Source organism: Mesorhizobium sp. P3_B5 (genome assembly GCF_056402815.1).
On record NZ_JBFUGR010000011.1, the window covers coordinates 76393 to 90591 of the forward strand.

A 14199-nucleotide genomic window follows, 5' to 3' on the forward strand; every position below is an offset into this window, starting at 1 on the left:
ACAGGCAGGCTCGGCAAACGCTCCGTCATGCTGGCGCCTGCCTGTGGGCGAGTTCGAGCGCCTTCTCGCTAACCCGTCAACGCATACCGTTACGCCGGGTTCAGGAAGTATGCCCAGCGCATGGAGACGTTTCCGGACTAGGACTTGAGCGCTTCGAGCGACCGCGCCATGTTTTGCCTGGCCTGGGGCTCGAACCGCTGTTGGAACTCCTCGGTGTGGAAGATGTGCGGGCGAGCGAGGAAAGTCTTCAGAACCGCGCCACGGCCGGCGCGCCACATCGGCTCCTCCACCCAGCCATATTCGCGGCGGACCGCCTGTTCGTAGGCGTCGAAGGCTTCCGGTGAGGCTCCCAGGATCGACAGGTCCATATCGAGGAAGAGAGCAGCTTCGCGGTAGGCTTCCTTGTCGGCAAGGGCGGGCAATTCATGCGTTGCGGTGGCCACGATCATCGCCACGATGCGATCCAATCGCTCCGTATTGGTGCGACCGGCGAGTTTTTCCGCCGCCAGTGCGGCACTCCTGGCCTCATTGTCCTTGGCCCGGCTGTCATAGATGGCGTCGTGGAACCAGATCGCGGCCTCGACCGCCCCGGGGTCGTGCAGCAATGCGCGATAGTCGGCGGCCAGCGCCAGCATCGCCTCGATATGGGCGAGGTTGTGATAGTGGCGGCCCTCGGCCTGATAGAGCGCGGAAAGCTCGTGCTTCAGCGGCGCGTCGATCAAGGGTTCGTTTTCCATGGCGGCTTGAATTTCCGTGAACCAAATCCATTTGACCAAGCACTAAGGAAAATTGAGTTCAATCGTGCTATGATCTGGCTTATATGTGCGGCCGGACAATAGGCAAGCCGGCAGGACGCAGGACGAGACGTCGATGAACAGCATCAGCATTTCCCGACACAGCGCGTTGCAGCCGGTCGATCCGATCTGGCGTTCGATCCGCGATGAGGCGATGGAAGCGGTCAACCGCGATCCGCTGCTGGCGGCGTTCCTCTATGCGACGATCCTGAACCAGGAGAGCCTCGAGGAAGCGGTCATCCACCGGCTGGCCGAGCGTCTCGACCATCAGGACATCGGTTCGGATCTCATCCGCCAGACCTTCAAGTCGATGCTGGCCGACGACAAGGAATGGTCGTCGACCGTGCGCGTCGACATCCAGGCCTATTACGACCGTGATCCGGCCTGCGACCGCTTCATCATGCCGGTGCTGTACTTCAAGGGGTTTCACGCCATCCAGACGCACCGGCTGGCGCATTGGCTTTGGAACCAGGGCCGCAAGGATTTCGCGCTCTATCTGCAGAGCCGCTCATCCTCGGTGTTCCAGACCGACATCAACCCTGCCGCCCGCATCGGCAAGGGTATCTTCATCGACCACGCCACCGGCCTTGTCGTCGGCGAGACCGCGGTGATCGAGGATGACGTGTCGATCCTGCATGGTGTGACGCTGGGCGGTACCGGCAAGGCCGGCGGCGACCGCCATCCCAAGATCCGTTACGGCGTGCTGATCGGCGCCGGCGCCAAGATCCTCGGCAACATCGAGATCGGCCATTGCTCGAAGATCGCGGCGGGGTCGGTGGTGCTGTCACCGGTGCCGCACAACAAGACGGTTGCCGGCGTGCCGGCCCGCGTCGTCGGCGAGACCGGCTGCGACCAGCCTTCGCGGCAGATGGACCAGCTTTTGCCGTCGCAGTCGATGGACCACGTCGTCAGCTTCGACATCTGATTTTCCGGCTCCCCGGGCGCCGGCGCCGAAATCCGGCTGCACGCGCCTGGGCCTGGTTCCCGTGCGATATGGCCTGCTTGCCTTTACATCGCCATTGTCGACGTGTCAGAAGCGCGTTCAAATCAGCAAGCCCGACGATCGGAGAAGACTGTTGAAGCCGGACGAAATCAGAAAGCTGGACGCCTATTTCAAGCGCGTCTTCCAGAATCCCAAACTCGAAGTGAAGGCGCGGCCGCGCAAGGACGATTCGGCCGAGGTCTATGTCGGCGACGAGTTTCTCGGCATCGTCTTCAAGGACGAGGATGACGGCGACTATAATTTCTCGATGGCGATTCTCGACATCGATCTGGCCTGAGCCAGGACGGCACTTCGGCGATTGGCGGCAGTCCGTCGCGCCTTCGTCATCCCAGGGCGAAGCAGCCGCGCAGCGGCGTCGCGAAGACCCTGGGATCCATGCCGCGACATCGGCGCAGGAGTACAGCGGCCCGAAACGACCTCTGCCGCTCTCCAACAACAAAATTCTGCATCGCTTCGCCGCCCGCACGGGATACTCGGGTCCGCGCGGCTTTGCGCCCGCTCCGTCCGTGGATGACGAAGGAGCCGCTAATGCGCGGTCTTCAGGACTTGCGCAGCCCTGGTGGCGATCGCCGCGTCGAGCGCCTGCCAGTTGTCCAGAAACTCCTTGGGGAAGCGGTAGGTGAGGGCGAGGCTGTCGCCCACCTGGATGTCGCGCTCGCATGGCGCCAACGATTCTTCCGCGCTTGGGCCGCTCAGGCAACGGGCCACGAAGGGAGTCTTGCCGGGCCGGCTGGCGACCGCGAGCACCTCGTTGAGATAGCCTGATTTTTCGGTGAAGGCGTAAATCGTCGTGCCGCCGGGACCGGGCGTGCCGGGCGGGACGATCATTGCACTGTAGATCGGCGCGAAGCGGCCGCTCATGTCGCGCGACATCATCTGCGGCTCCAAGGACAGGAAGATAATGTCCTTGCTCTGACCGGTGTGGTTGAAGTCGTCGCGGGCGGCTTCGCTGTAGCCGTCCATCTCGGGATAGCGCAGATAGAGATCGAGGCGCGAGGCGACGCCGTCGCGCCGCGCCTGATCGAAGCGGATGACATTGGCCGGCACGGCGATGACGTTGTTGCCGATGACGATCCTGTGGATGGTCGCGTCGTCGGTATAGCCGGCCATGGCGATCGAACGGCCGAACCATTTGCCGCCCAGGCTGATCGCCACCGAAAGCAGTGCCAGCGTCGCGAAGGCATAGAACACCCGCTTCATCAGCCTGGAATCGACGATGTCGAACTCCGGACTATCGGCGGTGGCAGCCTGCTTCATCGCAATCCCCAATATCGGCCGCCTGTCCCTCCCTGGATGTCCTTGGAGGTGTCCTCGGGCGGCACACATAGCGCGGCATGGCTCTTGCAGCGCGCGTATCGGATGCGACTGTGCGATTTCATGGTAAACGGAAGGTAAAGATGAGCCCGGTGGAACTCACTCTCTTCGCTTTTGCGGTCGGCGTGACCGCATGCGGCCTGGTCGGATCGGCGATGGAGCTGATCTCGGGCCGCCGGCTTGCCTTTGTTGAGCCCTACGTGTCGCCGTCGCATATTGTGCGCTCGTTGGCTGCAACCGCATGCGCGGGGCCGTTCATGCTCGTCAATGATGCGCTTGACGCCCGTCGGCAGGGGCGCATTTCGACACTGGCGCTGATTTCCTGCGGCTGCACCGCTGTCGCCTGGGCGCTGGCCTTGGGTGTCGTGCTGATCGCCATTGCGTCGTGGGCAGGCACGCTCCTAGGCTCCATCGAGCTCCCGGTGTGAGACGATTCGGAGACAGACGATGCCGACCTATGCGATCGACGGAAAGGCGCCCAGCTTCGAGGACGCCGACAGCAACTGGATCGCGCCCGACGCGACGCTGATCGGCGACATAAGGGTCGGCGGCAACGCCGGCTTCTGGTTTGGCGCCGTCATCCGCGGCGACAATGAGCCGATCGTCATCGGCGCCGACAGCAATGTCCAGGAACACACCGTGATGCACACCGATCCCGGTTTTCCCCTGACCATCGGACAGGGCTGCACGATCGGCCACCGCGCACTGCTGCATGGCTGCACGATCGGCGACAACAGCCTGATCGGCATGGGCGCCATCGTGCTGAACGGCGCCAGGATCGGCAAGAATTCGCTGGTCGGCGCCGGCGCGCTGGTCACCGAAGGCAAGGAATTTCCCGACAATTCGCTGATCGTCGGCTCGCCCGCGCGGGTGATCCGGACGCTGGACGATGCGGCCGTCGCAAGGTTGCGCGCGTCGGCTGCGCATTACGTCGCCAACGGCAAGCGGTTCAAGGCCGGGCTGAGAGAGGTCTGACGCCGGCCCAGCCAATCCTCGCCGGCGGTCCATTGCGCCCAACTCACCTTCTGTCGGGGCCGCGCCCGGCCAATGCATCGCGCAGCAATGAAGCGCCGGCTTCAAAGCCGGCATTGTCGGCTTCTTCGAGGGCCGTCGTATAGTGATCGATGCGGGTTTCGAGCGCCGGGTCGGCGCCCGCCGCCAAAAGCAGGCCGATCGCATCGACGCTGCGGATGGCCACCGCATAGTGAAGCGGCGTCCAGTCGTTCACGCCCCGCATGTTGGGGTCGGCGCCGCCATCGATCAACACTTTGACGATTTCCAGCCTGTCCGCCCGGTCGGTGGACAGCGCCGCGATGATCGCCGGAAACCCGCCCTGATCCTGATAATTCGGATCCGAGCCCGCACCCAGCAAGGTCGAAATGAAGCCGACGGGGCTCCAGTAGATCGCATATTCCAGCGGATGGCCAAGGCCAAGTTCGAACGGCATGTGCTCGTCGAACCAGCGGGGCGAGTCGCCCAAGGCCGCGCCGAGGCCATCGAAATCGCCGGCCTTGAACGCATCGTCGATCGCCTTGAACAGACGGTGGCGCTCGCAGCGATCTTCCGGGATTTCCAACATCGCCGTGATCCAGAGGTGGCGTTTGATCGCTGATACTGCAGCGATCAAACGCCATTTGAAATATCATTTCGACAAGGGGTGACACTCGACCGGATGCCATTTCCTGGCCGCTACCCGCCTTCGGACGCGCTGTTGGTAAGCAACAGGCGACAACACATCTCGCATCTTATGGCGAGTTTTGTTGCAAAATACGCATGCTGCAACAATGTTATCGAGGCTCTCTCGTCCGCCGTTCATTCGTGGCTTCAAATGTTCCGCGGTGCAACGGAAACGGTTGAGCAGTCCGACAGGCAGATGGTTACGCTCCGCCATGAGCCTCGGGTTTCCATCCCACATCGGAAAATTGCAGTAGAAGCATCGCCAATTCTGCCGCTCTGCCTGCGCTGTTCTAAGTTTTATCAGTCTGTTTGATTTGCACATTTCGCACATCCTTTTGCTTCATCAACATGAAGCGGATGTGCAGCAACCGGTTAGCGATTGCCCCTTATTCGGAAGGGATATCCCTCGCACAAGACGACACTGTAGAGTGTCACTCCGCAGTATTTAGTGGTAAATGCTGAGCATAAGAACAGCACCTATAAGGTCACCCACAACGGCTCCCAGACGAACTCTAGAACGTCTCCACATACGTCTAATACTTCAAAATTTGGCGACGATCAAGTTGATCTCTGCTGCCGAGAATTTCTATGGGTTATCGCAGAAATGGTGGAGCCGGCCCGGGGACGGGGCCGGCTCCTTAAAGCCCGGTCGTTGGGGACGGGGAGGGTGGGGACTCGACCGGGCTTCCTCGTTAGGCACATCGCACTATGCGGCGTGCTTGACCTCTGGTTTGTGCATGTCCCAAAACCGCGGCGCAGTTTTGGGCGATATGCACCGGCGTGCTAGCGGACGCTGGCGACCGCGTCGGCGCGGCCGTCGTTGATCGTCACCCAAACGCCCGAATTCTGGTCCGATTGGCGCTTCAGGTAGGTGTAGTCGGTGTCGGTCCAGGACAGCACCCTGGGCTCCAGATTGTCGAGGATGAACTCGCCGAGGCTGGTGCGCACGGTGAGCACCGCATGGCCGTCGCCATTCGGCTGGCGCGCCACCGTCATCAGCAGATTGCCGGCGGGGACCCCGGCGCTCATCAACTCGCGGCGCTTCTCCAGCGCATAGTCCTCGCAGTCGCCGAAGCCATTGTCGGGATAGGACCAGACCTCTTCCTTGCCCCACTGCTCCATGTCGGTGCGCGGGATGATCCGGGTGTTGACCGAATTGTTGATGTTGACGATCGTCGCCCACAGCTTGCGGGTCAGTTCGACCGGCGCCTGCTTCGGCGTCCGCTCGGTGCATTCCTGCGGAAGCTTCTGGCAGAACTCATAATGGCCGACCGGCTGCGTGGTGCGGCCGCCAGTGTGCATGAAGGCTGGTTGCGCCGCTTCCGCTGTTCCCCAAGCGGAAAGCTGCATCGCTATTGCCATAAGCAACAGCTTGCCCCTCGTCTTGTTCATTGTTCAGTCTCCCCGTTTGAGAAGACCATGACAGGGGTGGATTTATTTGACGCAAAAACCCGAAGTAGATTTTGAGTAAAACCTCAGTAGAATAAACGTAAAATTTGAGCTATTTGAGTATAAAATTCTTCAGGTATTTCTAACCAAGCCGGGTGCCCGCGCCGCCGCCGATACGGCGCTGGTGAGTGTGGATTGCTGGAGCCGACGGCAGGCTTTGGCGGGATGTCCGGTCAACAAAAAACCGGCCGCAATGGCCGGTCCCCTGGATCGCTATGTCGCTGCCTCAGGAGCGCGGGGCGTTGAATTCGGAATCGAGTGTTTCGGGTCGCTGGATGACGGCGAATTCGATGGCGACGCCATCCTCGAAATGGCGCACCACCTGGCCGCGCATGGTTCCCAGCATGACCTGGATGCCGATCGCCGGCTTGACGTCGATCTCAATGGCAGCGCCCGACAGCGACAGGTCGATGATGCGGCACTGATACTGGCGTCCGTCGGTGAGCTGAAGCACGCTGGTCGGGTTACGCGGCGCCACGCGTTCGTGACGGCGATCTTCTGGAAGATCGAGTTCATGCTTGTTGGCAAGCCAGGTCAGCTGCGCGGCAAGCTTGTCCTTCTTGCGGTCCGAGGCAATGACGGTCATCGCAAAGCCGTCCTGCGAGGTGCGCGTCACCACGCCCTCGATGCGGCCGATATGATCGATATAGGCAATGACTTTTTCGCCCGGCATGCCGACGCGATCGGTGCGAAGCGCGACATTGCCCGGCGACATGTCAATCACCTGGCACGGATGCTCGGTGCGGTCCTCCAGCATGAAGCGCCCGTAGATCTTCACACGGACGCGCTGAAAGTTACGCCTTTCGGCTCGGGACGGCGCGGACTCGACCGCCGCTGACCTCATCATGCCTACACCCCGTTGGCATTCCTGCGCGCCGATGCGAGGAACTTCACCCGCAAAACTACAGGAAAGCAGGTTAACAAAGGGGAAAAGCCGGCCGCACTGCTTTAAGATTTGGGGTTATTCTTCGCGCCCGCCGTCGAACACGACCAGGTGGCGGATGCGGCGCGCCCGGCCAAGTGCCGAAATCGTTTCCGGCGGGTCGAATTCGGACGGCACAAGCGAGGGAACGGCGATCTCCGGCCGGTTTTTGAGGAACATCGGGTCCTTGTCCGGATCGATGACGCGGATCGCGTCGATCAATGCGTCGGTGATCGGGTCCGCCCCCAGCCAGAAAGGCTTTTCGACGGCGCTGATCACGCCCAGGCAGCGCGGATTTTCGATCCCGCCGTCGAGCGGCAAGGCAAGCAGTTCGAAGCGGTTGGAACGGCCGTTTTGGCTGAGGCCCTCATAGGTGATGAGCACCACGGATTTCTGCTCGAGAACGCCATGGAACAACTTGGAGACAAGCCGCTGGTCCTTCTGGCGCCAAAGCGAGGGAAAGGAAAAGCCCTTGAGTTCGCGCCCGTAGACGGCGCAAAGCCGGGTGCCGGCAAGCCGAAACACGGCTTCACCTCGGGTATCCCTTTCCAGGATAAAGGTGTCGGCCAACAGCGATTTAATATCAGCGGGCTCTACTTCCGAACGCTTCGGGGCAGAGCGCCCATCACGCAGCCTGTTCCAATATTGGAACAGTGTGATCGACCCGTTCTGTTTCATGCTAGCAGCTCCGCGCATTCTGTCTTCTGGTGTCCCATCGGGGAACAGAAAGGGCGCTCTCCGATGACCTACATGCGGTGCGTCGCAGGATGCGTGCCAGCAGCGTTAACACTTGTTCACGGGTCGGGGTCGTTAAGGTTAACAAGTGGTTTACGTTGCCCGCAGGCAGGGTCTGTGGCACATAAAAACCACTCCAGAAGCGGTCGTTTCGCGACGATCGGCAGCACTTCAGTTGAGAGTTTTAGGGGAGCAGGGGGCTCGACCAGCCGTTCAAGGGAAACCTTGGACGGCTTCTTTTTGATTCGCGCTCGATGATTCGCGATCGAGGCGCGCTGCGGCCAGCTAACAGCGACCTTTGCCAATGGCGCGCTTCAAGACGATCGAGGATCTCGACGCCAAGCTTCCGGCTTTCGGCCAGAGCGACGCAGCGACGGCAAGCTGGATCCCGTCCAACTGACTTTTTTCTCCCCTCCCTCGCTTACGGCGAGGGGGGCGGGAGGCTCGGGCTACTTTTCTTCCCTGGCCTAGCCGCCGCTGATCGCCGTCAGGATAAAAACCTCGGTGCCGGGCGCGAGCCTGGTTTTCAGGGTTGCCTTCTCGCCATCGACGAAGACGTTCATATGGCGGCGGATCGCCGGGCGGGAATCGCACATGCGGTCCCGCATGCCGGGCCAGAGCGCGTCCAGCCCGTCGATCATTTCCTTCACGGTCGAGGCCGGCAACTCGACCCGGCGCGGTGCGCCGGGAAACAGGTCCATGAGCACGCCCGGGAGCCGGGCGACGACGAGGGATACGCTGCTGACGGTGTCGTTCGGCATTTGCCCTACCCGCTCACCACCATCGCCTCGACGGACAGGATCGTGGGCAGATGCTGAGCGATCTCCGACCAGTTTTCGCCTTCGTTGGCACTGGCGAAGAGCGAGCCGCCACTGGTGCCGAAATAGACGCCGGCCGGCTCGAGGCTATCGGTCGCCATGGCCTGCCGCAACACACCCGCATAGCAGTTCTCCTGCGGCAGGCCCTTGCGCTCGTCCAACCAGGTGGCGCCCGCATCCTGCGTCTTCCAGACAGCCGCCTTCGCGTTCGGCACGTAGCGGCCGGCACTGTCGCCGTTGAGCGGCAGGAGGAAGAGGGTGTCGGCGTCGCGCGGATGCGTGGCCGCAGGAAAACCGAAGGTCGAGGGAAGGCCCTTCTCGATGCTCTGCCAGTTCTTGCCGCCGTCGTCGGAGCGGTACATGCCGCAATGGTTCTGCTGGTAGAGCCGATCGGGCTTGCCGGGCGCCATCACCAGGCAGTGCACGCACTGGCCGAACTCCGGATAGTTTTGTCCTTCGGGCAGGAAGTCGGCACGGGTGCCGCGGTTGCGCGGCTCCCACGTCTTGCCGCCGTCCCAGGTGTAGAACACGCCTGCGGACGAGATGCCCACCCAGATCTGCTCCTCGTCTCTAGGGTGCGTGACGATCGAATGGAGGATGAGACCGGCGCCACCCGGGTTCCAGTCCTTGCGGCTGGGGTGATGCTGCAGGCCCTCGATATGGCTCCAGGTGGCGCCGTCGTCGTCGGAGCGAAACAGGCCGGCCGGCTGCACGCCGGCATAGAGGCTGCCGTTGCGCCTGGCGAGGCTCCACACCGCCTTGATCGGCTCCTCGCCAGCCTCATAGGCCAAGCCATCGCTGGAATGTGTCCAGGTTTCGCCAAGGTCGGTCGACTTCCAGACCGCCGGACCGAACCATTCGTTGCCGCCGGCGCCGTAGATCGCGCCGGTCGCGGCGTCGCCGACCACATGGTTCATAGGCCAGTGCTCGCAGAACGGACCGCGCAGCTTCCATGACCCGCGCTTGCCATCGCTCTCGGCGATGAAGGCGCCTTTTTTCGTGCCGATGAGGACCAGGACTTTTTCCGGCATTTTCTCCTCCCGATTGCATGCCTTTCATCAAGGACGGCGGAGCGTGGGCCTGGCCGACAAGGGTCAGGAATTTTTTTGCAGTCTAAACCCGTCGAGGCCAAGATGAGAAGATATGCCGCCGCCCTGTGCTGTCATCGCCTGACGCCGCGCTGGAGTGCGATCCGGGCGGAATACCGCCACGCACTTTTCCGGAATTGCTCGAGTTACCGCTTCTTGCCCAGGCCGAAGGTCAGCGCCAGCGCGCCAACCAGCACGACGCCTTTGACGAAGTCCTGCGTGTAGTAGGGCGCGTTCAGCATGGTGAGGCCGTTGAGCAGCACGCCGACGAAAATCGCGCCGACCACCGTGCCGATCACATGCGGGCGGCGCTTGTCGAGAACGGCAAAGCCGATCAGCGACGCGGCGACCGCGTCGAGCAGCAACGAATTGCCCGCCGACACGTCGCCGCGGCCGACACGCGAGGCGACAATCAGCCCTCCCAGAGAAGCCAGCGTGCCTGACAGGACATAGGCCCAGAGCCGGTATGCCTTGGTCGGCGCGCCGGAAAGATGGGCGGCCGTTTCGTTGCCGCCGATGGCGTAGAAGACGCGGCCCCAGCGCGTGCGTTCCATCAGGAACCAGGCGAAAACGGCGACAACGGCCATGACCACGACAGACAGGGGAATCGTGTCGAAAAGCCTGGAGCGGCCGAGGACCAGGAAAGCCGGATCGTACGCACCAGGAGCCGATGAGCCGTCGGGAAGCACCATGCCGGCGGTAATCGAGCGGCCGCCGGTCGGGATCAGTTGCACGCCGGCGAGCAGGAACATTGTCGCCAGCGTGGCGAGAAGATCGGGGACGCCGACGCGCACGATCAACAGTCCGTTGGCGAGGCCGATGAAGGCGCCCATCAACAAGACCAGCACCATGGTCTCGGTCGCGTTCAATTGCCAGACGACCATGGCATAACTTGCCGCCATCACCGACGATGCGGCCATGCTGCCAACCGAGAGATCGAAGCCGTCGGCCGCCATGGTGATCGAAACCCCGACGCCCAGGATCGCCACCACAGAAACCGCCTGCAGGATCGAGAACAGATTGGCCGAGCGGATGAAGGCGGGCTGCACATGCCAGAAGCCGACGACCAGCAGGGCCAGCAGCACGAAGAGGGCATAGCGGCGTATCTCGCGGAAAAGCGATGCGCGCGGCGCGGCCTGCGCTGTCGTCTGGTCGGTCATCGATGGTCTCCGGCTTCTTCGCTCTCGACCTTGCCGATCTGGTCGGTCAGCGAGCCATGGCCGTCTGCGGCCTCATGAAGTGAATGGTTGCGCATGACGAGGATGCGGTCGGCAACTTCCAGCGCCTCTTCGGTGTCGCTGGTGGCGATCAGCGTGGCCGAACCGCTCTGGCTGCTGCGTATCGCGGCGATCAGATCGGCGCGCGCGCCGACATCGACGCCCTGGAACGGCTCGTCGAGCAGCAGCAGCCGGCACGGTGCCGCCTCCCAGCGGGCGAGCACGACCTTCTGCTGGTTGCCGCCGGAAAGCTCGTCGAGCGTGTCGTCGGGGCCGCGCGCCTTGATGCCGAGTCGGGCGATTGCCTCGGCCGCAACCTTGCGCTCCCGCTTCTCTCGCAGCAGGCCAGCTGGAAACCAGCGCTTCAGATGCGGCAGGGCGATGGTGCCGGCAATCGAGGCGCCGGGAATTTCAGGTGGCAGCAGCGACGATTGCCAGCGATCCTCGGCGACCATGAACACGCCGCTTTCGATCGATTGCGCCGGCCCGCTCGAAAGCCACGGCTTGCCGTCGAGCACGACGCTGCCTTGCGCCAATGTTTCGAGGCCGAACAGCGCCGCAGCAGCCGGCTCTTGCCCGAACCGAGGGTGCCGGTGATGGCGACGACTTCGCCGGAGCTGAGCTCGAGGTCAAAGGGTCGCGCACCGGCAATCAGTTGTGCGCCCTTGATGGACGCGATGACCGGCGCGGTCGAGCTCTTCCCGTCATGGACAACGGCTTCCAGTGTTCGGCCGATCATGGCGGCAACAGCCGCCGGGAAATCGATCGGCCTGGCAAAGGCACCGACGATGCGGCCGCCGCGCATGACGACGGCGCGGTCGGCGATCGCGGCAAGGTCGCCAAGCCGATGCGAGATGTAGAGGATTGCCATGCCGGTCGAGCGCAGCCGGCGGATGATGGCGAACAGCCGGTCGGCTTCCGTGGTCGACAGGCTCGATGTCGGCTCGTCGAGGATCAGGACGGAGGCCTTGGCCGCGACACCGCGTGCGATGGCGATCAATTGGCGTTCGGCCGGGCGCAAATCGGCAAAGTCGCGGTCGAGCGGCAGGTCGAGATCGATCAGCGCTGCGATCTCTCTCGCGCGCTTGCGGATCGACCTGTTTGAGACGAGGAAGCGCCCGCTACTGCCGCACAGTTCATCGAGCAGCAGGTTCTCGGCAACCGTCAGGCCGGCAGCACCCGCCTGGTCGGTCGCCTGATGCACGGTGGCGATGCCGGCTGCCTTGGCGGCGCTCGGCGAGGCGAAGGTGACGGTCCTGCCGTTCAGCGTGATCGTCCCGGCATCGGGCGTATGCGAACCGGAAAGGATTTTCACCAATGTCGATTTGCCGGCGCCGTTGGCGCCCATCAGCGCCACGACTTCGCCAGCCGCGACGGCAAGGTCGGCGCCAGCGAGCGCGCGCGTCGGCCCAAAGGATTTTTCGATCCCGGCAATCGAGATGGCGATGGAGGAGGTGGGGAGGAACAAGTGGCTTCAGCCGGTTACAGGTTGGGAAAGGGTTCGGCCAGGGTTTCCCTGGCCAAGCGGCGCAAGGGAGTGGACGGGAATCGCTTCTCTCATACTCCATGATCGCCAGCCCGGCATCGTAATCCGGCGAGTAGACGATGCCATTGGCATCGACGAACACATCGGCCGGCTGCATTCTAGGGACCGGCCTCATCGCTTCCGAGAACTCTGGTTGCGAGTTTTTCAACTCCGGGAGCATTTCCGCCTTGTTGCCTGCCTGGTTTTTAGCAAATGACCGGCGACCCCTGCCGGGCATTGGCTCTCGGGAAACTGAATTGTTCCAAGTTGAGCCTCCTTGCTCTAAAGCTCGCGACGTCCAATCCCCGAACTGAGTGCAAGGCGTATGAGCGAACCTGTAAGCCCATCGGAAACCGAGCTGGCGGAGCCTGCTCCGGAGCCGCGCCGCGAGCCGGTGTTCAACCTGCCGCCCGTGGTGCTGGCGGTGATCGGCATCTGCGTCGTCGTCCACCTGATCCGCTACTATGGGCTCACCGACGAGCAGGACTATGCGCTGCTTGTGCGGGCGGCCTTTATTCCGATCCGCTATTCCGGCCAGTTCGACCTTGATTTCTATGCGTTTTCGAGCCCATTCACCTATGCTTTCCTGCATGGCGGTTTTGCGCATCTGGGCATCAACATGGTGTGGCTGGCGGCTTTCGGCTCACCGCTGGCGAATCGTTTTGGCACGCTTTGGTTTTCGCTGTTCTTCGCCGCCACCGGATTGGCGGCGGTGCTGCTGTTCTGGGCTGTGCATCCGCTTGGCCAGGCGCCGCTGGTCGGCGCCTCGGGCGCGATTTCAGGCATGATGGGTGCTGCCGCGCGCTTTGGCTTCAGCATCGACCGTTCATCCGGCAAAGCCGCCTTTGCCGGTGCGCCGCTGTCGATATCAGCGGTGCTGCGCTCGCGCAGCGTCATGACCTTCCTCGCCATGTGGATGATCATCAATCTCGCCACCGGCCTGTTCGGCGCCCCCGGCGTCGACAGCCAGATCGCCTGGGAAGCGCATATTGGCGGCTTTGTCGCCGGCTTCTTCGGTCTGCGTCTTTTCGATCGGCGACAGCAGGAGGTTCACGAGCACGAGCAGTGACCATCGCACTTGAAATGCGACCGATCACGGCGCACGATGTTCACCAGAACGTGAAAGCCGGTCAGGGCAGGAACCGGCGAGCAAAAAATTGAGGAGGACGCCATGACCGTTAAGGCAATTCTCGAGAAAAAAGGCCACGACGTGTTGACGCTCGGGCCAAACGAAAAGCTGAGCGAGGCCATTCGTATGCTCGCCGACCACAAGATCGGTGCGCTGGTCATCACCAATGGCGATCACAAGATCGTCGGCATTCTTTCCGAGCGCGACATCGTGCGGGTCGTCGCCAAGGAAGGTGCTGCCGCCCTCGATATCGCCGTGCGCTCGGCAATGACGCCGAAGGTGAAGATCTGCAACGAGAACCACACCGTCAATGAGGTCATGGAGATCATGACCAAGGGCCGTTTCCGCCATCTGCCGGTTGAAAAGAACGGGTTGCTCGACGGCATCATCTCCATCGGCGACGTGGTCAAGCGTCGCATCGAGGATGTCGAGCGCGAGGCCGACGAGATCCGAGCCTATATCGCCACGGCTTGAGCGAGAGAAACCAGAATTCGAGGCAAGCGGCTGAAAAGGCCGGCCTGCGGCCTT

At 62.5% G+C, this 14199-nt stretch carries 16 protein-coding genes and 1 pseudogene; 6 read left to right on the plus strand and 11 right to left on the minus strand.

The genetic code is table 11. The features are described 5' to 3' along the window. Window positions 1-137: 137 nt before the first annotated feature. The gene (locus tag AC1DVW_RS23775) at window positions 138-737 is read right to left on the minus strand and encodes an HD domain-containing protein (protein ID WP_477326366.1); all 600 of its coding nucleotides are present in this window, start codon (window positions 735-737) and stop codon (window positions 138-140) included. Window positions 738-870: 133 nt separating this feature from the next. Here AC1DVW_RS23775 and cysE point away from each other — a divergent pair, with 133 nt between their 5' ends. Both cysE and AC1DVW_RS23785 read left to right on the plus strand, forming a co-directional pair. Further along, window positions 871-1719, plus strand: coding sequence for a serine O-acetyltransferase (gene cysE / locus AC1DVW_RS23780; RefSeq protein ID WP_477249039.1), 849 nt, complete (start codon window positions 871-873; stop codon window positions 1717-1719). Between the two features lie 151 nt (window positions 1720-1870). Beyond that, complete coding sequence (locus AC1DVW_RS23785) at window positions 1871-2074, plus strand: DUF3126 family protein (protein ID WP_013531334.1); 204 nt, start codon at window positions 1871-1873, stop codon at window positions 2072-2074. Window positions 2075-2322: 248 nt separating this feature from the next. Here the strand turns inward: AC1DVW_RS23785 and AC1DVW_RS23790 are convergent, their stop codons facing one another. After that, a complete protein-coding gene (locus AC1DVW_RS23790) occupies window positions 2323-3054 on the minus strand; it encodes a hypothetical protein (protein WP_477249034.1) in 732 nt (243 codons plus the stop codon). Window positions 3055-3194: 140 nt separating this feature from the next. On the opposite strand from AC1DVW_RS23790, the gene AC1DVW_RS23795 reads away from it, so the two are divergent. Then, window positions 3195-3539 (plus strand): DUF6949 family protein, encoded by a 345-nt coding sequence (locus AC1DVW_RS23795; protein ID WP_477326368.1) that lies wholly within the window; start codon window positions 3195-3197, stop codon window positions 3537-3539. A gap of 19 nt (window positions 3540-3558) precedes the next feature. Then, window positions 3559-4086 carry a gamma carbonic anhydrase family protein gene (locus AC1DVW_RS23800; protein WP_477326370.1) on the plus strand — a complete coding sequence of 176 codons (528 nt, stop codon included), beginning with the start codon at window positions 3559-3561 and terminating at the stop codon, window positions 4084-4086. Window positions 4087-4129: 43 nt separating this feature from the next. Here AC1DVW_RS23800 and AC1DVW_RS23805 read toward each other — a convergent pair whose 3' ends face one another. From AC1DVW_RS23805 to AC1DVW_RS23845, 9 genes and pseudogenes are all read right to left on the minus strand, one after another. Then, complete coding sequence (locus AC1DVW_RS23805; protein WP_477326372.1) at window positions 4130-4690, minus strand: ankyrin repeat domain-containing protein; 561 nt, start codon at window positions 4688-4690, stop codon at window positions 4130-4132. Between the two features lie 63 nt (window positions 4691-4753). Then, on the minus strand, window positions 4754-5119 hold the full coding sequence (locus tag AC1DVW_RS23810) for an HNH endonuclease (protein WP_477326374.1): 366 nt from the start codon (window positions 5117-5119) through the stop codon (window positions 4754-4756). Window positions 5120-5571: 452 nt separating this feature from the next. Continuing rightward, the gene (locus AC1DVW_RS23815) at window positions 5572-6180 is read right to left on the minus strand and encodes a transglutaminase-like cysteine peptidase (RefSeq protein WP_477249026.1); all 609 of its coding nucleotides are present in this window, start codon (window positions 6178-6180) and stop codon (window positions 5572-5574) included. Window positions 6181-6463: 283 nt separating this feature from the next. Further along, window positions 6464-7081 (minus strand): PilZ domain-containing protein, encoded by a 618-nt coding sequence (locus AC1DVW_RS23820; RefSeq protein WP_477249105.1) that lies wholly within the window; start codon window positions 7079-7081, stop codon window positions 6464-6466. Window positions 7082-7198: 117 nt separating this feature from the next. Then, window positions 7199-7837, minus strand: a complete 639-nt coding sequence (locus AC1DVW_RS23825) for a PAS domain-containing protein (RefSeq protein ID WP_477249024.1) — start codon at window positions 7835-7837, stop codon at window positions 7199-7201. A gap of 524 nt (window positions 7838-8361) precedes the next feature. Further along, window positions 8362-8655: a MoaD/ThiS family protein gene (locus tag AC1DVW_RS23830; RefSeq protein WP_477326376.1), complete on the minus strand. Its 294-nt coding sequence runs from the start codon at window positions 8653-8655 to the stop codon at window positions 8362-8364. Window positions 8656-8660: 5 nt separating this feature from the next. Then, the gene (locus tag AC1DVW_RS23835) at window positions 8661-9743 is read right to left on the minus strand and encodes a WD40/YVTN/BNR-like repeat-containing protein (protein WP_477326378.1); all 1083 of its coding nucleotides are present in this window, start codon (window positions 9741-9743) and stop codon (window positions 8661-8663) included. Window positions 9744-9946: 203 nt separating this feature from the next. Continuing rightward, window positions 9947-10960 carry an ABC transporter permease gene (locus AC1DVW_RS23840; protein WP_477326380.1) on the minus strand — a complete coding sequence of 338 codons (1014 nt, stop codon included), beginning with the start codon at window positions 10958-10960 and terminating at the stop codon, window positions 9947-9949. After that, window positions 10957-12464: pseudogene (locus AC1DVW_RS23845) on the minus strand (sugar ABC transporter ATP-binding protein). Before AC1DVW_RS23845 ends, AC1DVW_RS23840 begins: the two are co-directional and overlap by 4 nt. 403 nt (window positions 12465-12867) lie before the next feature. On the opposite strand from AC1DVW_RS23845, the gene AC1DVW_RS23850 reads away from it, so the two are divergent. Both AC1DVW_RS23850 and AC1DVW_RS23855 read left to right on the plus strand, forming a co-directional pair. Then, window positions 12868-13611 carry a rhomboid family intramembrane serine protease gene (locus tag AC1DVW_RS23850; protein WP_477326382.1) on the plus strand — a complete coding sequence of 248 codons (744 nt, stop codon included), beginning with the start codon at window positions 12868-12870 and terminating at the stop codon, window positions 13609-13611. Between the two features lie 102 nt (window positions 13612-13713). Further along, window positions 13714-14145: a CBS domain-containing protein gene (locus AC1DVW_RS23855; RefSeq protein ID WP_477249016.1), complete on the plus strand. Its 432-nt coding sequence runs from the start codon at window positions 13714-13716 to the stop codon at window positions 14143-14145. Window positions 14146-14199: the final 54 nt, after the last annotated feature.